The organism is Streptomyces sp. NPDC096040 (genome assembly GCF_040303265.1).
Classification (GTDB): Bacteria; Actinomycetota; Actinomycetes; order Streptomycetales; family Streptomycetaceae; genus Streptomyces.
Genome location: NZ_JBEOTA010000014.1, coordinates 81,644 through 100,288, shown reverse-complemented (window position 1 = coordinate 100,288; position 18,645 = coordinate 81,644). Strand labels below are relative to the sequence as shown.

General features: G+C 71.3%; 16 protein-coding genes and 3 pseudogenes. 7 read left to right on the top strand and 12 right to left on the bottom strand.

The window, feature by feature from the left end; translation table 11 throughout:
• The first annotated feature begins 92 nt into the window (after window positions 1-92).
• The 3 genes and pseudogenes from ABTY98_RS20690 to ABTY98_RS20680 form a co-directional block, all read left to right on the top strand.
• Entirely contained in the window at window positions 93-926 is an 834-nt protein-coding gene (locus tag ABTY98_RS20690; RefSeq protein WP_352222377.1) for a diacylglycerol kinase family protein, read from the top strand.
• 147 nt (window positions 927-1,073) lie between these two features.
• On the top strand, window positions 1,074-2,582 hold the full coding sequence (locus tag ABTY98_RS20685) for an APC family permease (RefSeq protein WP_352222376.1): 1,509 nt from the start codon (window positions 1,074-1,076) through the stop codon (window positions 2,580-2,582).
• Between the two features lie 193 nt (window positions 2,583-2,775).
• Window positions 2,776-3,318: pseudogene (locus ABTY98_RS20680) on the top strand (AAA family ATPase); the annotation flags it as partial.
• Between the two features lie 84 nt (window positions 3,319-3,402).
• Here the strand turns inward: ABTY98_RS20680 and ABTY98_RS20675 are convergent.
• The 3 genes and pseudogenes from ABTY98_RS20675 to ABTY98_RS20665 all read right to left on the bottom strand — a co-directional run bounded on the left by ABTY98_RS20675 (window position 3,403) and on the right by ABTY98_RS20665 (window position 5,775).
• Window positions 3,403-3,944 (bottom strand): annotated as a pseudogene (locus ABTY98_RS20675) (Uma2 family endonuclease).
• An 87-nt stretch (window positions 3,945-4,031) separates the two neighbouring features.
• On the bottom strand, window positions 4,032-5,237 hold the full coding sequence (locus tag ABTY98_RS20670; protein WP_352222375.1) for a cytochrome P450: 1,206 nt from the start codon (window positions 5,235-5,237) through the stop codon (window positions 4,032-4,034).
• Window positions 5,238-5,289: 52 nt separating this feature from the next.
• On the bottom strand, window positions 5,290-5,775 hold the full coding sequence (locus ABTY98_RS20665) for an RICIN domain-containing protein (protein ID WP_352222374.1): 486 nt from the start codon (window positions 5,773-5,775) through the stop codon (window positions 5,290-5,292).
• A 192-nt stretch (window positions 5,776-5,967) separates the two neighbouring features.
• On the opposite strand from ABTY98_RS20665, the pseudogene ABTY98_RS20660 reads away from it, so the two are divergent.
• The 3 genes and pseudogenes from ABTY98_RS20660 to ABTY98_RS20650 all read left to right on the top strand — a co-directional run bounded on the left by ABTY98_RS20660 (window position 5,968) and on the right by ABTY98_RS20650 (window position 8,166).
• Window positions 5,968-6,716 (top strand): annotated as a pseudogene (locus ABTY98_RS20660) (GntR family transcriptional regulator).
• 12 nt (window positions 6,717-6,728) lie between these two features.
• Window positions 6,729-8,003: an MFS transporter gene (locus ABTY98_RS20655; protein WP_352222373.1), complete on the top strand. Its 1,275-nt coding sequence runs from the start codon at window positions 6,729-6,731 to the stop codon at window positions 8,001-8,003.
• 10 nt (window positions 8,004-8,013) lie between these two features.
• Window positions 8,014-8,166 (top strand): hypothetical protein, encoded by a 153-nt coding sequence (locus ABTY98_RS20650; protein WP_352222372.1) that lies wholly within the window; start codon window positions 8,014-8,016, stop codon window positions 8,164-8,166.
• 114 nt (window positions 8,167-8,280) lie between these two features.
• Here the strand turns inward: ABTY98_RS20650 and ABTY98_RS20645 are convergent, their stop codons facing one another.
• The 9 genes from ABTY98_RS20645 to ABTY98_RS20605 form a co-directional block, all read right to left on the bottom strand.
• Window positions 8,281-8,946 carry a response regulator gene (locus ABTY98_RS20645; RefSeq protein ID WP_352222371.1) on the bottom strand — a complete coding sequence of 222 codons (666 nt, stop codon included), beginning with the start codon at window positions 8,944-8,946 and terminating at the stop codon, window positions 8,281-8,283.
• Window positions 8,943-10,307 (bottom strand): sensor histidine kinase, encoded by a 1,365-nt coding sequence (locus ABTY98_RS20640; protein ID WP_502994292.1) that lies wholly within the window; start codon window positions 10,305-10,307, stop codon window positions 8,943-8,945. The genes ABTY98_RS20645 and ABTY98_RS20640 overlap by 4 nt, the downstream gene beginning before the upstream one ends.
• A 107-nt stretch (window positions 10,308-10,414) precedes the next feature.
• Complete coding sequence (locus tag ABTY98_RS20635) at window positions 10,415-11,119, bottom strand: response regulator (RefSeq protein WP_352222370.1); 705 nt, start codon at window positions 11,117-11,119, stop codon at window positions 10,415-10,417.
• Window positions 11,116-12,489, bottom strand: coding sequence for a sensor histidine kinase (locus ABTY98_RS20630; protein WP_352222369.1), 1,374 nt, complete (start codon window positions 12,487-12,489; stop codon window positions 11,116-11,118). Before ABTY98_RS20630 ends, ABTY98_RS20635 begins: the two co-directional genes overlap by 4 nt.
• Before the next feature lie 10 nt (window positions 12,490-12,499).
• On the bottom strand, window positions 12,500-13,705 hold the full coding sequence (locus ABTY98_RS20625) for an acyltransferase family protein (RefSeq protein ID WP_352222368.1): 1,206 nt from the start codon (window positions 13,703-13,705) through the stop codon (window positions 12,500-12,502).
• Window positions 13,698-14,717, bottom strand: coding sequence for an alpha/beta hydrolase (locus ABTY98_RS20620; RefSeq protein ID WP_352222367.1), 1,020 nt, complete (start codon window positions 14,715-14,717; stop codon window positions 13,698-13,700). Before ABTY98_RS20620 ends, ABTY98_RS20625 begins: the two co-directional genes overlap by 8 nt.
• A 165-nt stretch (window positions 14,718-14,882) precedes the next feature.
• Complete coding sequence (locus ABTY98_RS20615) at window positions 14,883-15,758, bottom strand: alpha/beta hydrolase (protein ID WP_352222366.1); 876 nt, start codon at window positions 15,756-15,758, stop codon at window positions 14,883-14,885.
• Window positions 15,759-15,966: 208 nt separating this feature from the next.
• Window positions 15,967-17,190, bottom strand: a complete 1,224-nt coding sequence (kynU, locus tag ABTY98_RS20610) for a kynureninase (RefSeq protein ID WP_352222365.1) — start codon at window positions 17,188-17,190, stop codon at window positions 15,967-15,969.
• Window positions 17,183-18,028: a tryptophan 2,3-dioxygenase family protein gene (locus ABTY98_RS20605; RefSeq protein ID WP_352222364.1), complete on the bottom strand. Its 846-nt coding sequence runs from the start codon at window positions 18,026-18,028 to the stop codon at window positions 17,183-17,185. The genes kynU and ABTY98_RS20605 overlap by 8 nt, the downstream gene beginning before the upstream one ends.
• Before the next feature lie 192 nt (window positions 18,029-18,220).
• Here ABTY98_RS20605 and ABTY98_RS20600 point away from each other — a divergent pair, with 192 nt between their 5' ends.
• On the top strand, window positions 18,221-18,640 hold the full coding sequence (locus tag ABTY98_RS20600; RefSeq protein WP_352222363.1) for a DUF3151 domain-containing protein: 420 nt from the start codon (window positions 18,221-18,223) through the stop codon (window positions 18,638-18,640).
• Window positions 18,641-18,645: the final 5 nt, after the last annotated feature.

Sequence of the window (18,645 nt, the reverse complement as noted above, 5' to 3'; positions counted from 1 at the left end):
CCGGATGCCCCGGAATAGACGAAGCCCCTGGCGCAATAGCGCAAGGGGCTCTTGCACAGTGATGCTACCCGAGGAAGCGAGGCACGACCGAGGTGGCGACATTCGCGAGGTCCGATCAGCTGCTTGTGATCATCGATCCGGCGGCACGGCAAACGGACGGTGAATCCGTCCGGATCGCGAAAGACGTGCTCAGCGCGGGTGCGACCACGAAGGTGTGCCTGCCGGACGGCCCCGAGGAATTCGCCCGGGTACTTTCCCGGCGGGGGTCGCGGCGACCGGTGGTGGTGGGCGACGACGGCGCGCTGATCCGTGCGGTGACCTTTCTGCACAGGCAGCGGGAGCTGGCCGAATGTGTGCTGTCCGTGGTCCCCGTGGGGGGCGCGCAGGGTGTCGCGCACGCGCTGGGGGTGCCCACCGGTGCGGTGGCGGCGGCACGCGCGGTCCTGGACGGCGTGGAACGGCGCCTGGACCTGCTGGTCGATGACAGCGACGGGGTGGTGCTGGGCACGCTGCGGATCCCGCCGGTGGCGGCGGTGCCGGAGGACGCGGACACGGTTGCGGCCCGGGGGTGGCTGCGGCCGTACCAGACCCTCGTACGGTCCCTGGCCGCCCGCCCGGCCCAGGCCGTGCCCCGCCCCGGGCCCGCGCGGCTGCGGGTCGAGGTCGACGGGGAGACGGTGGTGGACCTGGACCAGCCGGTGGAGGGCATCTCGGTGACCCCGGGCGGCCGCGACGGGCTGGCCGAGGTGGAGGTACGGCCGCTGTCGGTGGGCGCGGAGGCGACCCCGGTACGGGCCGCCGGGCGGACGGTGACGGTGACGGGGGCGGACTTCCGGTACCGGGCCGACGTGGGGGTGGCGGGTCCGGTACGGCGGCGGACCTGGCGGGTGGTCGAGGGGGCCTGGGGGCTCACGGTGCCCGTCTGAGCCGACGCACCCACGCTCTTCCAAAGGTCCGGATTCTAAAGGTCTGGTTGACAAGCATTTAACGCACCGACACCCTTGAGCGACTCATTCGGGCTTCAGAGTTGCGGTCCAGTGCGGCATCGGACCGACAGGAGAGGGGTCGCCCCGATGGCAGTGGACGAGGGAGTCGCGCCGGCTGCGAAAGCAGTCGGCGAGGAGGGCGTTCAACGGCTGAAACCCAACGCCGTAGGGCTGCTGGGCGTGGTGTTCATGGCCGTCGCCACGGCCGCCCCGATCACCGCGATGACAGGCAACGTGCCCTTCATGGTGTCGGCGGGCAACGGCATCGGGGCACCGGCGAGCTATCTGGTCGCAATGGTCGTCCTGGCAATCTTTTCCGTCGGTTTCACGTCGATGGCCAAGCACATCACCTCCACCGGCGCGTTCTACGGCTTCATCTCCTACGGTCTCGGCCGCACCGTCGGCCTGGCCTCCGGACTCCTCGCGACCTTCGCGTACGTCGTCTTCGAGCCGGCCCTGATCGGCATCTTCTCCACCTTCGCCACCGGCACCCTCAAGGACCAGACCGGCCTTGACGTGCCGTGGTGGGTGTTCGCGGTGGTGATGCTCGCGATCAACGCGACGGGGACCTGGTTCGGGATCTCGGTCGCCGAGAAACTGCTGGTGGTGCTGCTGGGCACGGAGGTGACGGTGCTGGCCGCGATGGCGGTGTCCGTCGCCCTGCACGGCGGCGGCCCCGACGGTTTCGGCCTCGGACCGGTCAACCCCGTCAACGCCTTCAAGGGCACCAGCGCCGGCCTCGGCCTCTTCTTCGCCTTCTGGTCGTGGGTCGGCTTCGAGTCGACCGCGATGTACGGCGAGGAGTCCCGCAACCCGAAGAAGATCATCCCCAAGGCGACGATGATCTCCGTCCTCGGCGTCGGCGTCTTCTACGTCTTCGTCTCCTGGATGGCGATCATCGGCAACGGCGAGTCCAAGGCCGTCAAGGTCGCCACGGACAGCCCGCTGGACCTCTTCTTCAACCCCACCGAGCAGTACGTCGGCCACTGGGCGGTCGTCGTCATGCAGTGGCTGATGATCACCGGCTCGCTGGCCTGCGGCATGGCCTTCCACAACTGCGCCGCCCGCTACATGTACGCCCTGGGCCGGGAGGGAGTCCTTCCGCGGCTCCGGCGCACGATCGGCCGTACCCACGAACGGCACGGCTCGCCGCACATCGCGGGCCTGGTGCAGACGGTGGTGAGCGCGGTGCTGGTGGGCGCGTTCTGGGCGGCGGGCAAGGACCCGTACACGGGGACCTACGTCCTGCTCGCGATCCTCGGCACCATGGCGATCCTGGTCGTGCAGGCGGTGTGCTCCTTCGCGGTGCTGGTCTACTTCCGCTCCCACCACCCGGAGAGCCGCCACTGGTTCCGGACGTTCACCGCGCCCCTGGTCGGCGGGGTGGCGATGCTCGGTGTGGTCGTGCTGCTGGTGTCCAACATGGGCGCGGCGGCCGGCGCGGAGTCCGGCTCGCTGGTGCTGAAGGCCACGCCGTGGCTGGTCGCCCTGGTGGCGGGGGGCGGCCTCGGGTACGCGACCCACCTCAGGCGCCGGGCGCCGGAGCGGTACGCCCTGCTGGGACGGACGGTCCTGGAGGAGACCAAGGAGCGGTAGGCGGCGGGGGACCCGCGCGGGTGCGGCGGTTCGTGTTCGTGGAACCCGGGATGAGAGTTCCGCCGTCCGGGCAGACGTCCCGGACGTACGGCGGCCGCGTCGGTCTCCGGGGTCGTCCTCGTCGTCGCCTCCGGGAACGCGAGCTCGGCGCCCGCTCCCCGTACCTTCCAGTACGCCTGGAGGAGAACGGCCCTTTCAGTCCCGCCCGAAGAAAAAGGGCCGCACCTACTCCAAGGGCAACCGCCAGAAGGTCGCCCTGGTCGCGGCGTTCGCTCGGACGTCGACCTGCTCATCCTGGACGAGCCGACGTCCGGCCTGGACCCCCTGATGGAGGAGGTCTTCCAGCGCTGCGTGGAGGAGGAGCGCGACCGCGACCATCCTGTTGTCCTCCCACATCCTGAGCGAGGTCGAGGAGCTCTGCGACCGGGTCAGCATCATCCGTAACGGCCGTACGGTCGAGTCCGGTTCGCTCGCCGAGCTGCGCCACCTCACCCGCACCAGCGTGACCGCCGACCTCGACGTCCAGGGCCACCGGCTCCGCCTCCAGGTCGAGACCGATCAACTCACCGCCGTACTGCGCACGTTGACCGAGACCGGCGTACGGTCCCTGACCTCGGCACCCCCGCCCCTGGAAGAACTCTTCCTGCGCCACTACCAGGACGAGGCGGCCTGGGGAGTGGCGGTGGCGGTCCTGCTGATCGGCCGGGTGGGGAGATGGCCTGGGGACCGGCGCTGATCCTCACCGGGCTGGCGGCGGTGCCGGCGGGCGGTGGGCTCGCGGGGCTGCCCAGACGGGACCTGCCCAGCTGAGGGTTGCCTCTCAGTCGACGTACTTCTTGAGGTCCTCGGTGTCGAGTTCGATGCCGACGGGGTCGGGGAGGACCGCCTGCCCGCCGAGCCGGACCACGTGGATGTCCCGGTACCCGTCCTCCAGGTCCGGGTCGCTGTGCACGAGGACCGAGAGGTCGTCGCGGTCGATCAGCAAGTAGACCGGGACACCGGCCTCAGCGTAGGCGCGAGGTTTCTCGACCCGGTCCTGGTTATGGGTGTCCGAGTCGTGCGACGTGATTTCGACGACCATCAGCACCCCACGGGGTTCGGCCCAGTCTCCCTGTCCCGCGAAGTGCCCCACCGGTGCGAGTACGCCGTCGGGACGGGCCCGTCCCTTGCGCTACACCTCCACTTTCAGCCCCTGGGTCTGATGATCGAGCCGTGGTTGCCGTCCGTCACCTTCTTGACCCCGATCCGTCCGTCGATGAACTCGAAGCCGACGGTGTCGTCGACACGCTCGGCGAATTCCGCGATCCGCTCGAACACGTCCACCGACATCTGAGACGAGGTGCGCTCTGCCATAACCGTCATGGTGCCTCCCTTCGCAGGTGGGCACCAGCTTGGTGGGCCACTGAGGCGCATATGCCGGATCACCCTTCTGATCATCCGAACCGGTGATCACCGCACCTCGACGCTCAGCCCCTCCAGCCCCCGGATCACGAAGTTCGGCTTTCGCCCTGGCTCGCTCATCAGGCTCAGGGTCGGAGCCCGCTCCAGCAACGCCGTCATGGAAGCCGCCAGCTCGATACGGGCGAGCGGGGCGCCGATGCAGTAGTGGATGCCGGCGCTGAAGGAGATGTGGGGGTTGTCGCGGCGGGTGAGGTCCAGCCGGCCGGGGTCGGTGAAGACGGCCGGGTCATGGTTGGCGGAGCCGAAGAGCATCGCGACCTCCGCGCCCCTCGGGATCGTCGTGCCGTCGATCTCGATCTCGTCCAGTACCCAGCGTTCGAAGAGCTGGAGCGGGGTGTCGTAGCGCATCAGCTCTTCTACGGCGGTGGGGATCAGGGAGTGGTCGGCGCGGAGGGCGGCCAGCTGGGCGGGGTTGCGGAAGAGGGCGTACCAGCCGTTGACCGTGGCGTTGACGGTCGCCTCGTGGCCTGCGTTGAGGAGCAGGACGGCCGTGGAGATCATCTCCTGCTCGGTGAGCCGGTCGCCCTCGTCGTGCGCGGCGATCAGCCCGGAGATCAGGTCCTCGCCTGGCTGTGCCCGCCGCTCGGCGATCAACTCCCGCAGGTATTCGGAGAACTCGACCGAGGCCCTGACGGCCTTCGCGGCCGTGTCCTCCGAGGGACTCAGCTCATACATACCGCAGATGTCGGCCGACCAGGGCCGCAGCGGCGCCCGGTCCGCCTCCGGGATGCCCAGCATCTCGGCGATGACGGCGACGGGGAGCGGTTCGGCCACATCGGCGAGGAGATCGCCGCCGCCCCTGTGGACCAGCCCGTCGACGAGTTCGCCGGCGAGCTTCGCCACGTACGGTTTCAGCCGCTCGACCGTGCGCGGGGTGAACGCCTTCGACACCAGGCGGCGGATGCGGGTGTGGTCCGGGGGTTCGAGGTCGAGCATGCCGTGGTCGTTGAGCGTGTGGAACGGCTCGTGCTCCGGCGGGGGTGCGGTCCGCCCGAAGTCCTCGTGGGTGAACCGGTGCTGGTACGTCCGCCCCAGCCGCCGGTCCCGCAGCAGCGCCGAGACATCGGCGTGGTGCGGGACCAGCCACTGGTCGGTGGGCTCGTAGTACTGCACCCGGCCCCGGGCGCGGAGCTCGGCGTAGGAGGGGTACGGGTCGGCCAGGAAGTCCGGGTCCCATGGGTCGAAGGCTGCCATGGACGGACGTTAGACCGGCGGTCCCCCTCCTGACCAGGGGTGTCTCAGATGCTTACGGGGTGGGCAGGGTCCACCACTGCCAGGTGTTCGAGCCGCAGTTACGGAGGTTGATGCCCGCGTGCTCGCGCTGGTCGCCGTTGTTCTGGATGCTCAGGCACTGGTTGTTGACATCCGTACGCAGCCAGCTGCCGTCCTTGTACCAGCGCTGGTCGGCCAGTCCGTGGCAGTCGCCGACGACCTGCGCCGCGGCGTTGACCTCGCCGTTCCTGACATCGAGACAGTGCTGCTCGGCGCCGTTGACGAGCTTCTTGCCCGCCCAGTACCACAGCTGGTTGCCGGTGCCGTCGTTGCAGGTCTGCACCTCGACGTTGTCGCCGTTGGTGGCCAGGCACTTGCCGTTCAGCTGCGTGGTGATCTGGAAGTACTGCGGCACCGCGGTGACCGAGGGCGCGCCCATGTGGATGGGCAGTGTGGAGAAGAGGAGAGGCAGAGCGGTCAGCGCGAGCGCGGTCAGGCCGCGCTCCAGGGGCTTGATCATGTCTCTTGATGTAGCCGGATCATGTGCTCTACCAACAGGCCGTGAGCAGCGCCTTCACCCGACTGGCGGAACGGTTTCACCGGCTCCGAGGTGATCGTTGCGGGAGCCACCGAGCGTGGGGCTGCTCCATTAGCTTTCGGCGGGGGCAGTAGCTTGCCAACTCCGTCGGTAACGAGGAGCGGAGGGCCGCAGATGCCCCGACAGGCGCCCTATCTGGCCGTGGCCGAGGCGCTGCGTGCGCGGATCGTCGCGGGCGAGTGGCAGATCGGGCGACGGCTGCCGTCGCGGGCGCGGCTCGCCGAGGAGTACGGGGTCGGGCGCAATGTCGTACAGCGGTCCGTGGACCTGCTGATCGCCGACGGGCTCCTGGAAGGGCGGGCGGGCTCGGGGACGTATGTCCGGGTGCCGCGGGAACGGCTGCGGATGGTCCGGGCCCGGCGCCGCGAACGCTCGCTCGCCGCCGTGACGGAGCGGGGCAGGGCCGGTGCCTGGGACGCGCACAGCGAGGTACGGGTCCCGGCCCCCGAGGACATCGCCGAGCGGCTCGCCGTCTCCCCGGGCGATCTCTGCGTCCGCACCCACTACGAGTTCCTCGCCGACGGTCAGCCCGTCCAGCTCTCCGAGTCCTGGGAGCCGTTGGCCCTCACCGACGGCACCCCGATCGTGCTGCCGGAGCGGGGGCCGCTCGCGGGCAAGGGGGTCGTCGAGCGGATGCGGTCGATCGGCGTGGACGTCGAAACGTTGTCGAACTGCCGCGCCCGGCCCGGGCCGACCGGACACAGGCGAACCTGCTCGGCATCGGCGTCGGGGATCTCGTGCTCCGGATCGAGCGGACCATCTACGACACCGGCGGGCGGCCGGTGGAGACCGCCGACATCGTCGTTCCGGACGTCCGCCGGGAGGTCGTCTACGAGTTCGCGGTCGAGCGGGTCGAGCGGTAGCCGATGAGTCCCTTGTCCGCCAGGCTCGGGCTGCTGCGTGATCCGGACTTCGGCCGCCTCTTCGCCGCCACCGCCCTCGGCCAGCTCGGCGATCGCATCATCTTCCTGGCCCTGCCGTTGGTCGCGATCACGGCCCTGGACGCCGACGAGTTCCAGGTCGGCCTGTTGACGGCGGCGACGACGGCGGGCTCACTGCTCGTGGGACTGCCGGCCGGGGCCTGGGTGGACCGGGTGCGGAAGCGGCCGGTGATGATCGGCGCCGACCTCGCGCGGGCGCTGGTCCTGCTGACAGTCCCGGCGGCCTGGTGGGCGGGCCTTCTCACCCTCTGGTGGCTGTGCGCGGTCGCACTGGTCCACGGCGTGCTGACCGTCTACTTCGATGTCGCGTACGTCAGTTACCTCCCGCATCTGGTCGGCCGCGACCGCCTCGTCGAGGGGAACGCGAAGCTCTCGGCGATCCGCTCGGTCACCAGCATCGGCGGACCTGCGGTGGCGGGGCCGCTGGTCGGCGGTGTCGGCGCCCCCGCCACACTGGTGGTGAGTGCGGTCGGGATGACCCTCTCGGGGCTGCTCGCGATCGCTATCCGCCGGCGGGAGCAGCGGCCGCGGGCGGGCGAACGTCCCCGGCTGAAGCGGGACATGGCGGAGGGCCTGCGGTTCGTCCTCGGGCATCCCACTCTCCGCGCCCTCATCCTCGGGGACGCGATATTCAACCTCTTCCTGGTCATGTACCAGGCCATGCTGCTGGTCCGTCTGGAGAGGGCGATCGGGCTTTCGTCCTTCGGTATCGGCCTCGTTCTGTCGGGGATGGGGTGCGGTGCGCTGCTGGGCGCGCTGCTGGCGACCAGGGTCTCGAGACGGCTCGGGCAGGGCCGGGTCATCTGGCTCGCGCCACTGGTCACCTGTCCGCTGACCGGGCTGATGCCGTTGGCGCGCCCTGGCTGGAGCGTGGGCGTGGCCGCGATCGGGCTCGCGGCTCTCTCCCTGGGCGGGGTCGTCCGCGTGGTCGCGCAGGCGAGCCTTCAGCAGGCCCTCACCCCGGACCGGCTGCTGGGCCGGATGAGCGCGACCGCCCGTTTCGTGTCCTGGGGTGGCATTCCGCTGGGCGGCCTCCTCGGCGGCGCCTCGGGCTCGGTGTTCGGCGCGACGGCCACGCTGTGGATCGGGGCCGCGGGAATGACGCTGAGCGCCCTTCCGACCGTGCTGTCGCCGCTGCGAGGGCGGGCCATCGCCACAATCGGGCGAAGCGACGGCGATACGACGATCAGCCCGTGGTCCGGCGCATAACGTCCGCGCCATGGGCGTCACCCCACACCAGGACTCCCTGCACGAGATCTTCCAGCAGGACACCGAGCTGCTCGTCACCGCCATGCAGAGGCTCCTCGGCCTCTCCACGTCCGACCGGTCGTGGCGATCACCCCGGCGACGCGGGCGGCTATGCGGGTGGTGACCGTGGACCGTGGCGATTTCCACGCAGGCATCGCCGTCACCTCCGCCGCCCGCACGCTTCGCCGGCGGTGACACGGCGTCCTGAGCGGCGGTTCTCCATAGCCGGGTTCGATCGCTACCCCGGTGTCACCAGCCGGGCCTCGTAGGCGAACACCGCTGCCTGGGTGCGGTCGCGTAGGCCCAGCTTGACCAGGATGCGGCTGACGTGGGTTTTGATCGTGGACTCGGCCACCACCAGGCGCTCGGCCATCTCCGCGTTCGAGAGGCCCTGGGCGATCAGGATCAGGACCTCCGTCTCGCGGTCGGTGAGGTCGCCGTAGGACGCGTGGGCCGTGGACATCAGGCGTGGGGTGCCGGAGAGTTTGGAGAACTCCGTGATCAGGCGTTTGGTGACCGAGGGTGCGAGGAGGGCCTCGCCTGCCGCCACGACTCGTACGCCGTCGGCCAGTTGGCGGGCCGAGGCGTCCTTGAGGAGGAAGCCCGAGGCGCCCGCGCGCAGGGCCTGGTAGACGTACTCGTCGAGATCGAAGGTCGTCAGGACCAGGACCTTCGACGTGGAGTCGGCGGCCACGATCTCCCTCGTCGCCTCGATGCCGTTCAGTTGAGGCATGCGGATGTCCATCAGGACCACGTCGGGGGCGAGTTCACGGACGCGGTCCACCGCCTCACGGCCGTTGACCGCCTCGCCGACGACCTCGATGTCCGGCATCGCGTTCAGCAGGACCGAGAAGCCCTCGCGCACCATCATCTGGTCGTCCGCGATCAGTACGCGGATGGTCATGCATCACCTTCGGTAGGGGTGGCGGCCGGCAGGAAGACCGTCACCTCATAGCCTCCCTCGGCCGTCGGGGCCGCTGTCATGTCGCCGTTCAGCATCGACACGCGTTCCCGCATACCCGTGATGCCGTGGCCGGCGCCGGGAGAGGGCTTGAGGAGGGCGGGCTGGGGCGGGGGACCGTTGACTATGCGCAGACCGAGTCCGCCGAGGACATAGCCGATCTCCACCCGCGCGGGCGCGCCCGGCGCATGGCGCAGGGTGTTGCTCAGCGCCTCCTGGACTATGCGGTACGCCGACAGCTCGACGCCCTGAGGGAGTTCACGGACCGCGCCGGTCACCGCCTTGTCGACGGTCAGGCCCGCCTCCCGCACATTGGCGAGCAGCCTGTCCAGGTCGGCGAGGGTGGGCTGCGGGGCGTCCGGGGCCTCGTAGTCCTCGGCGCGGACCACGCCCAGGACCCGCCGCAGCTCGGTGAGCGCCGCCACCGCGTTCTCCCGGATCGTGGCGAACGCCTTCTCCAGCTCCGGCGGCGGGTTCTCCACCCGGTACGGGGCGGCCTCCGCCTGGATGGCGACGACGGACATGTGGTGGGCCACCACGTCGTGCAGTTCGCGGGCGATCGTGGTCCGTTCTTCGAGGAGCGTGCGCCGGGAACGCTCGTGTGCCGTCTCCGACTGCTGGGCGGTCACCGTCTGTTCGGCCTCCCGGCGGATCTGCCGGACGGTGACGGCCAGCAGGGCTATCGCGGAGACGACCAGCATCGAGCCGACGTCGTTGGTGTAGTGGGCCCCGCCGAGGACCGAGACGAACGCGAACCCGTAGAACGCGGTGATCGCCCACATCCAGGCCGCCGTGCGCGGACGGGTGCGGACCGCGACGACCGTGAGCACCACCAGGTGGGAGATGAAGTTGCCCATCGTCCACGGCCAGTCGTCCCAGGATCTGTCCAGCAGGGTGCCGGCCCAGCTCGCGACGAGCGACAGCCAGAAGGCGGCGACCGGCCGCGCCAGCGTCAGCAGTACCGGCGCCAGCACGACCAGACCGGACAGCAGGGCCCCGGCCGATCCCAGCGAGCGGTCCGCGGCGGTCGCCAGCAGCGCCACCCCGCCGGCCGCGGCCACCGCGAGATGCGGGGTCCAGGCCGCGTACTCCCGCCACCGCACAGGGAGGTGGCGGACGAACGGGCGGTCGATGCTCATCCGGGGCAACGGCCGGTAGGCGAAGGCATCCTGGAACAGGTCCTGCCGCAGCCTGCGCAGGGCGTCCAGCGCCGCCCGGATCTCCGGGCTGCGCGGCTTGTACGGCTCGAACGCGCTGTCCGGTGGCTCCGGTGGCATCGACTGCGTCTGGGTCGTCTCGGTCACGTACACGACGGTATGCGGCGGGCAGGGTCACCGTCGTCACCAGTGAGACGGGTCCTTCGACGTCCCTCTCAGGTACTACGAGGGGCACCACCAGGGGTCCGGCGCCGTCAGTATCCCGACGGCCGCACCAACCCCGACTCGTACGCGAACACCGCCGCCTGGGTACGGTCCCTGAGGCCCAGCTTCACCAGGATGCGGCCCACATGGGTCTTCACGGTCTGCTCGGCGACGACCAGCCGTTCGGCGATCTCCGCGTTCGACAGGCCTTGCGCGATCAGTGCGAGGACCTCCGTCTCGCGCTCGGTCAGATCACCGACGCGTGTCTTCAGCGGGGCGCGCACCCTGCCGCCGTCCAACTGGGAGAACTGGGCGATCAGCCGCCGGGTGATGCCGGGCGCGAGCAGCGCGTCGCCGGCCGCCACCACCCGGACCGCCTCGGCGAGCTTGTCGGCGGACGCGTCCTTGAGCAGGAACCCGGACGCCCCGGCACGCAACGCCTCGTACACGTACTCGTCCAGGTCGAAGGTGGTCAGCACCAGCACCTTGATGTCCGGGCGTTCGCCGACGATCCGGCGGGTGGCCTCGATGCCGCCGAGTTCGGGCATGCGGATGTCCATGAGGACGACGTCCGGGGTGAGTTCGGCGACCTTCGCCACCGCGTCCAGCCCGTCCACCGCCTGGCCCACCACCTCGATGCCGGGCTGGGCGTTCAGCAGCACGGTGAAGCCCTGCCGGACCATCTGCTGGTCGTCGGCGATGACCACGCGGATGGGGTTACCGGGGTGACTGGAGGGACTGCTGCTGCTCGTCATACGGGGTCGTCCTTCGGATCAGGGGCGTCGGTGGCGGGGGCCGGGGCGTAGAGGTGCGCCATGCCCTCGGCGGGTGTGGTGGCCGGGAGCCGTGCGAAGACCTGGTAGCCGCCGTCCGGCCGGCGTTCCGCCGTCAGCGCGCCGCCCAGCATCGCCGCCCGCTCCCGCATGCCGAGCAGTCCGTGCCCGGCACCCGGCGACGCCGGGGCGGGCCGGGTCGGCCGGGTGTTGCCGACCCCCACCAGCAGCCCGTACGACATGTACTCGATCTCGACACGGGCGGTGGCCCCCGGTGCGTGCCGCAGGACGTTGCTCAGTGCCTCCTGCACGATGCGGTACGCCGACAGCTCCACGCCCGGCGGCAGCGGGCGGCGCTCGCCGACGATCCGTGAGGTGACGGTCAGACCGGCCGCGCGGGTGTTCTCGACCAGCGTGTCCAGCCGGTCCAGGGTGGGCTGCGGGCTGTGCGGGCCGGGACCGGCGTCGTCGGGCGCGTCCTCGTCGGGGCTCTCCGAGCGCAGCACGCCCAGGACTCTGCGCAGTTCGGTCAGCGCCTCCAGCGCGTTGTGCCGGATGCCGTCGAGGTTCTCCCGCAGCTCGTCCGGCGGGTTCTCCACAAGGTGTGGAGCGACCTGGGCCTGGATGGAGATGACGGACATGTGGTGGGCGACCACGTCGTGCAGCTCGCGCGCGATACGGCTGCGCTCCTCCAGCAGGGTGCGCCGGGCCCGCTCCTCGGCGGTGAGCGTGGCCTGGTGGCCGAGTTCCGCGCGTGCCTCGCGACGGCCGCGCAGGGCGATGCCGAGCATCACGACGACCGTGGACAGGGCGATGGTGAGAATCCCGGTGGGCTGATAGTGGGCACCGCCCCACAGGCCCTCGAGGACGTAGGTGACCAGTGCGGTCAGAACCAGCGCCTCCAGGGACATCCGGGTGCGGACCCGCAGCGCGAGCAGCAGCAGTACGAGCAGTTGGGCGATGATCCCGGCCGAGGTCCAGGGCCAGGTGAACTCGACGTCGGGGTCCCGGCTCAGCAGGCCGTGCAGCACGACGGCGCCCACCAGTGAGGCCCCGGTCGACAGCCACCACGCCGGAATGGGCCGCCACAGCGCGAGGACCACCGCGCCGCCCTTCGCGAGCGCGATCAGGAAGGCCCACCCGAATCCCAGATGTCCGTTGTTCCGGAGCTGGGCCACGTCGCCGAGCGTGATGCCGAGCGCGGCGAGACAGACCACGCCGTGCGGCAGCCACCGCAGCCATACGAACGCGGGGAGCGGGTCCGCCCTGACCGTGCACAGATCGTCGCGCAGGATCCGCAGCCCGAGCAGGACGCGGTCCGCGTACGCCCGCCGGCTCCCCGTTTCCGTCACAGCGGCCAGCCTAGACACGGCGGCCTCCGATCGGCGTCGCCCGATCGGACGAGCGGTGCGTCCGGACGATGCGCGAGGGGTTGCGGCGGCCTCCGGTCCGCTCGTACGTGTGGAACGCCGTCCAGCAGACGGCGAGCGCCAGGGCGAAGACCGGAAGCCACATCAGGCGGGCCGCGACCCAGGTGAGTTGGTCGGGTGGTGTGTGGAGGCCGGGGAGGTGGCCGAACAGGAGGCCCGTGGCGGTGGTCGCCATCAGAGCTGTCTGGTGCCACAGGAAGATCGTCATCGCGGAGAGGTTCACGAAGGCCACCGCCGCCCAGGCAAGCGGGCGACGCATGGCATGGCGCAGCCGCTCGCGCAGGAGCAGGGCCAGGCCGCACTGTGCCAGCCCGAAGGTGACGGCGGCCAGGGTGGGCGGGTCGAGGTTGGAGACGGAGGTGCCGGGGACGCCGACCATCGAGGCCGGGTAGCCCGCGCACGCGATGAGCCCGGCCGTCGCCGCCGTACCGCCGACGAGCAGGACCCAGCCCGCGCGCGGGTGGTCCAGTTCGCCGCGCGTCCAGGCGGCGCCCAGGGTGTACGGCACCAGCCAGCCCGCCGCCAGGTTCACCCAGCCGACGCCGGGCGCGGCGCCGAAGCCGAAACGGAGAAGGTCCACGTGGAGGACGACTGCCAGCGGCCACAAGGGGTTGAGCCGGGCGACAAGCGGGGTCGCCGCCGTCAGTGCCGCGAAGACCACCAGGAACCAGAGGGGGGACAGGGCGAGTTTGGCGAGGGTGTGGACGGTGGTGAAGTCGGTGCCGGAGAGCAGGAGGGCGGTCGTGGCGATGGTCCAGAGGGTCAGGACCGCGGCGACCGGCTTGAAGAGACGGGACAGACGGGACTTCAGCCAACGGTGGTAGGGGGTGCCGTTGGCCTGGGCGGTGGTGTAGCTGCGGGTGGCGACATGGCCGCCGACCAGGAAGAACACGGCCAGGGTCTGGAAGAGCCAGGAGATCGGGGCCAGCCAGGGCAGATGCTGGAGGGGGCTGCTGGCGTGCAGCCTGCCGCCGTCCGCCACCAGTGCGGTGACCAGCCAGTGGCCGAGGACCACGCCGAGGACGGCGAACGCGCGGAGGGCGTCCACTGCGCGGTCCCGGTCGGGTGGGGTGGTGGTGTCGATGCGGTGGGCGAGATGACGTATGCGGTTCGGGAGCCGGGTCGGCGGCTTAGGCACGGGTGACCTCCGTTGTCTCGCCGAGGACGATCCGGGCGAGGTTGGCCAGGGAGGCCGAGCCCGGGGCGAAGTAGTCGCTGTGGCCGCCGGGGCCCGCCGCGAAGACGCGGGCGCCGAAGGGTGGGGACACGGGGTCGGTGCCGAAGCCGACGGTCGTGCCGAAGAGGTCGGCGTGAACGTGCGGGACCTCGGCTATCCAGTCGTCAGCGCCTCGGGCCGCCCAGATGCGGGCGGACGTGTGCAGGGCAGCGGCCGTGTCGGCGCCGGTGCCGGGGCTGCCGACCAGCGCGATGTCGGTGACACCGAGGCCGGTGAGGGTGGGGGCGGTTCGGGCGCAGACCACCGTGCCGTAGGAGTGGCAGAGGAGGGAGACGGCCGCCGGCTCGGGGGCGGTGAGGGTGTGGACTTCGTGGATGAACTCGCGGAGCCGCGGGGCCGCTTGGCCGGCCCGGCCCGGGGTGAGGGCGGCGGTGCTGATCGTGGCGGGGGTCTGGTAGCCGAGCCAGGCGACGACGGCGGTTCGGGTACGTGGGTGCTCGTGAGCGAGGCGTCGGTAGAGGGCCTCGGCCGCGGTGTGGAAGCGGGCGTAGGTGTCGAGGGTGGTGTCCGAGCCGGGGACGAGCACGGCGACGCGGGTGGCGTGCGCCAGGTCGCCGAAGACCTCGGTGGCTCGGCCGGTTCCTCGCGCGTCGAAGTGGAGGAGGTGGCGGGAGGGGGAGGCGAGGGCGCGGTCGGCGGCGGCGCGGGAGACGTCACCGTGGGCTGCGGCCATGCGGGCCGCTTCGGTGGCGTTCTCGCGGTTGGCTTTGTAGGCGGTGGTGAGGGTGGCCGGGGTGAGGGGTGTGGTGAGGGCGGCCGGGGGCGGGGCGGGGATCTGGGGCCGGGTGGCCGCGGAGAGGGGCAGGACCACGGCCGCGGTGAGGAGCGCGGCGAGCGTGGTGCGGCGCAGTCTCTGGCGCCGACCCCCGCGCCCTCGAACAGCCCTCTCCCGCTCCCCCGTCGCCCCCGTCATGGTCGGCCCTCCCCGCTCAGCTCGCCCGGCCCTCGGGCTTGTGATCGGGAAATTACGGATCGGGCGGTGTCGTTCGCGTCCCACCAGGGAGCTCACCTGGGAGGTAGCTCTCAGGTACTACGGGTATGCGGGGGACGGCTCAGGGTGAGTAAGGGCGGGAGGCCGTCACCAAGCCAGTTGGGCGAGCTCCTCCGCAACGACCGCGCAGGCGTCCGCCGCCGGGTCGATCAGGGGGAAGTGGCCGACGTCCTCCAGCAGCGTCAGGCCCACCACCTCGCCCGCCTTGGCCGCCGCGTCCGCGTAGGACTCGGCGACCGCCTGCGGGACGTCGATGTCCGTGCGGCCCTGGACGAGGGTGGTCGCGATGCCCGTGGGGAGCAGCAGCGCCGGGTCGGCGTAGCGTCGTCGGTCGGTGAAGCGGTCGTCGCCGCCGAGGAGTTGGAGTGCCGCATGGTCGCAGACCGCCAGCTTCTCCGCCACATCGAGGTCCGCGATCGGGGCCAGCGCCACCACGCCTCGCAGCATCGGCGGGCCGGAGGTGCGCCATGCGGCGTCCGCCGGGAGGACATGCCGGGCCGCCGCCCACAGCGCCAGATGGCCGCCCGCCGAGTGGCCGGTCAGGACCGTGCGGCGCAGGTCCGCCTGGGGCAGTGCCTCGCGGGCCAGTGCGGGCAGGGCGTCCAGCGCCGCCGCGATGTCGTCGAAGGTGTCCGGCCAGCGGCCGGCCACCGGGGCCGAGCCGCCCTGCGCGGGGAGCGTCGTGCCGCGCCGGTACTCGACGTTGGCCACCGCGAAACCGCGCCGGGCCAGGAAGTCGGCGAAGGGGGTGATGTGGCCACGGTCGTACGGCGCCCGCCATGCGCCCCCGTGCAGGACCACGACCAGCGGGGCCACCGTCTCGTCACCGCGCGGGACGTAGAAGTCGATCACCTGGTCGGGGTGGTCGCCGTAGGCCGCCGTGGCGTCGGGCGCGACGTGCGGGTGGGAGAAGGCCGACTCCTCCTCGGCGGCGGCCCGTACTGCTGCGGCGTCGTCCGGCATGCTCCAACCTCTCAGCGGCGATGGGGGTACCTCCCAGGCTTTCGGCACTGGGGGAGGAATTGGCGGACCAGGTGGGGAACTCGGCCGTTGGCCGGGACGGTATCAGGCCGGTGACGTGCGGGGACACGTGGATGTCACGCACGGTGAGGATTGCTCGGTTCTGTACCGTCCCGGCCCTTCCGGCACCGGTCGCCATGTCTCCAAGTCGCTAGCCGGCAGCGGCCCCCACGACCTCCCCGAGCACCCGCGCCGCCCGTTCCACGTCCGCGAAACCGACGTACAGCGGGGTGAAGCCGAAGCGGAGGACGTCGGGATGCCGGAAGTCCCCGACCACCCCGCGCTCGATCAGCCGTTTCATCACGTCCCCGGCGTCGGGGCAGCGCAGCGCGATCTGGCTGCCGCGCTCCCCGTGCGCCACCGGGGTCACGCACTCGACGCGGCCCGCCGGCAGATACGTCTCGACGCACTCCAGGAAGAAGTCCGTGAGGGCCAGGGACTTGGCGCGTACGGCCGCCACCGGCACCTCGTCCCAGACCTCCAGCGCCGCCTCCAGGGCCAGCATGGAGAGGATGTCCGGGGTGCCGACGCGGCCGCGCACCGCGCCTGCGGCCGGTTCGTACGCCGATCGCATCCCGAAGGGCTCGGCGTGCGAGTTCCAGCCGGGCAGGGGCGAGTCGAAGCGGTCCTGGAGGTCGCGGCGGACGTACAGGTACGCGGGTGAACCCGGGCCGCCGTTCAGGTACTTGTAGGTGCAGCCGACCGCCAGGTCGACCCGGTGCTCGTCGAGGCCGACCGGCAGCGCGCCCGCGCTGTGGCACAGGTCCCAGACGGCCACGGCGCCGGCCGCGTGGATCGCGGCGGTGAGGGACGGCAGGTCGTGCAGCCGGCCCGTGCGGTAGTCGACGTGGTTGAGCAGGACGGCGGCGGTACGGTCGCCGAGCGCGGTGCGCACGTCCGCCGGCGCCACCGGCCGCAGCGTACGGCCGGTGAGCCGGGCCGCCGACTCGGCGATATAGCCGTCGGTGGGGAAGGTGGTCGCGTCGACGAGGATCTCCGTACGCCCGTCCCCCGCCAGCCGTACCGCACCCACAAGTGCCTTGAAGACGTTGACACTTGTGGAGTCGCCGACCACGATCTGCCCGGCCGCCGCGCCGACCAGCGGGGCGATCCGGTCGCCGATCCGCTCCGGCGCCGTCCACCAGCCGCTCTCGTCCCAGGAGCGGATGCGCAGCTCGCCCCACTGCCGCCGGACGACGTCCTCGACGCGGCCGGGGACGTGCGCGGGCAGTGCGCCCAGCGAATTGCCGTCCAGGTAGACGCCCGCGGCGTCAGCCGGATGATCGGACACAGTGTCGAGGACGAAACGGGAGCGCACCCCGGCGAGCTCGTCCTCCGCGTCCAGTTTCTCTGCCCTCAGGGCCAGTTCAGACATGGGACCTCGCCGTCCACAGCTCCGGGAACACGTTCTTGCGGGCGCGCTTCTCCAGCCAGGCGACCCCGGCCGAGCCGCCGGTGCCGGACTTCGCGCCCATGGCCCGGCGCGTGGCAACCAGGTGGTCGTTGCGCCAGCGCCAGACGAGTTCGGCGACGTCGGTCAACGCCTCGCCGAGCCGGGCCAGTTCGGCGTACCCGTCGCCCGAGTAGACGGTGGCCCAGGCCGCCTCGACGGCGTCCGAGGCCTCGTACCGCCCGGACACGTCGCGCTGTAGCACGGCGTCCGGGATCGGGTGTCCGCGACGCGCGAGGAGCCGTACCACCTCGTCGTACAGGCTCGGCTCGTGCAGGGCCTTCTCCAGTTCCGCGTGGACGCGGGGGGCTCCGCGGTGCGGGACGAGCATGGACGCGGACTTCTCACCGAGCAGGAACTCCATCCGCCGGTACATCGCCGACTGGAAGCCGGATCCCTCGCCGAGGGCCGAGCGGTAGGAGTTGAACTGGGCGGGGGTGAGCTGGCCGAGGGGCTTCCAGGAGGCGTTGAGAGCCTCCAGTTCGCGGGTGGACCGCTTGAGCGCGGCGATCGCGGTGGGGACGTCGTCGCCGCGCAGGGCGGTCGCCGCGGTCTCCCACTCGTGGACGATGACGGTGAACCACAGCTCCATGACCTGGGTCGTGACCAGGAAGACCATCTCTCCGGGATCGTCGGAGAGGGTGTGCTGGAGGTGGGTGAGCACGTCCGCCTTGACGTAGTCCTCGTACGGCGTCGTGCCCGCGAAGTCGAGATGCGGGGTCTCGGGCTCCGAAGCCTCGTGGGGCTGAGCCTGAAGGGACATCGCTGTCTCCTGTTGTGTACTCCGGGTAGCGGTCCGCCCCTGCCGTTCTCGACACGGGGGCCCCGGTCCCCACCGGCATCTTCCGCAACGTACCCCCCACACGGCAAGGTCCGCCTGCTGCCAGACGGGCCACACCGGTCCCCAGCGGGGCGTATCACCCGGTCGGCAGAGCGGCGGTGGCAGACTGGCGCCATGACGACGCACAAGAACCTGCTCGGCGGCCCGGAGCCGACCTACCTGCCGGAGAACGAAGAGGCGTACCGCCTGCTGAGCGAGGAGTCGCTGGCTCCGGTCGAGGTGGCGGCGAGGTTCCCGACCTTCTCGCTGGCCTGGGCGCTGCTCGCCGACGACGCGTTCGAGCGCGGCGCGGTCGTCGAGTCGTACGCCTACGCACGCACCGGCTACCACCGTGGGCTGGACGCCCTGCGCCGCGCCGGGTGGAAGGGACACGGCCCCATCCCCTGGGACCACCGGGCCAACCGCGGCTTCCTGCGCTGCCTCGCCGGGCTCGCCCGGGCCGCCGGTGAGATCGACGAGAAGGACGAGAAGGAGCGGTGCTGGCAGTTCCTCCAGGACAGCAGCGCTGAGGCGTACGCGGAGCTGAAGGGATAGCCCAG

Coding starts and splice junctions, on each gene's coding strand:
- ABTY98_RS20685 (WP_352222376.1), top strand. CDS start 1,074: ATGGCAGTGGACGAGGGAGTCGCGCCGGCTGCGAAAGCAGTCGGCGAG.
- ABTY98_RS20670 (WP_352222375.1), bottom strand. CDS start 5,237: ATGGCAGCCTTCGACCCATGGGACCCGGACTTCCTGGCCGACCCGTAC.
- ABTY98_RS20665 (WP_352222374.1), bottom strand. CDS start 5,775: ATGATCAAGCCCCTGGAGCGCGGCCTGACCGCGCTCGCGCTGACCGCT.
- ABTY98_RS20650 (WP_352222372.1), top strand. CDS start 8,014: ATGGGCGTCACCCCACACCAGGACTCCCTGCACGAGATCTTCCAGCAG.
- ABTY98_RS20645 (WP_352222371.1), bottom strand. CDS start 8,946: ATGACCATCCGCGTACTGATCGCGGACGACCAGATGATGGTGCGCGAG.
- ABTY98_RS20635 (WP_352222370.1), bottom strand. CDS start 11,119: ATGACGAGCAGCAGCAGTCCCTCCAGTCACCCCGGTAACCCCATCCGC.
- ABTY98_RS20620 (WP_352222367.1), bottom strand. CDS start 14,717: ATGACGGGGGCGACGGGGGAGCGGGAGAGGGCTGTTCGAGGGCGCGGG.
- ABTY98_RS20615 (WP_352222366.1), bottom strand. CDS start 15,758: ATGCCGGACGACGCCGCAGCAGTACGGGCCGCCGCCGAGGAGGAGTCG.
- kynU (WP_352222365.1), bottom strand. CDS start 17,190: ATGTCTGAACTGGCCCTGAGGGCAGAGAAACTGGACGCGGAGGACGAG.
- ABTY98_RS20605 (WP_352222364.1), bottom strand. CDS start 18,028: ATGTCCCTTCAGGCTCAGCCCCACGAGGCTTCGGAGCCCGAGACCCCG.
- ABTY98_RS20600 (WP_352222363.1), top strand. CDS start 18,221: ATGACGACGCACAAGAACCTGCTCGGCGGCCCGGAGCCGACCTACCTG.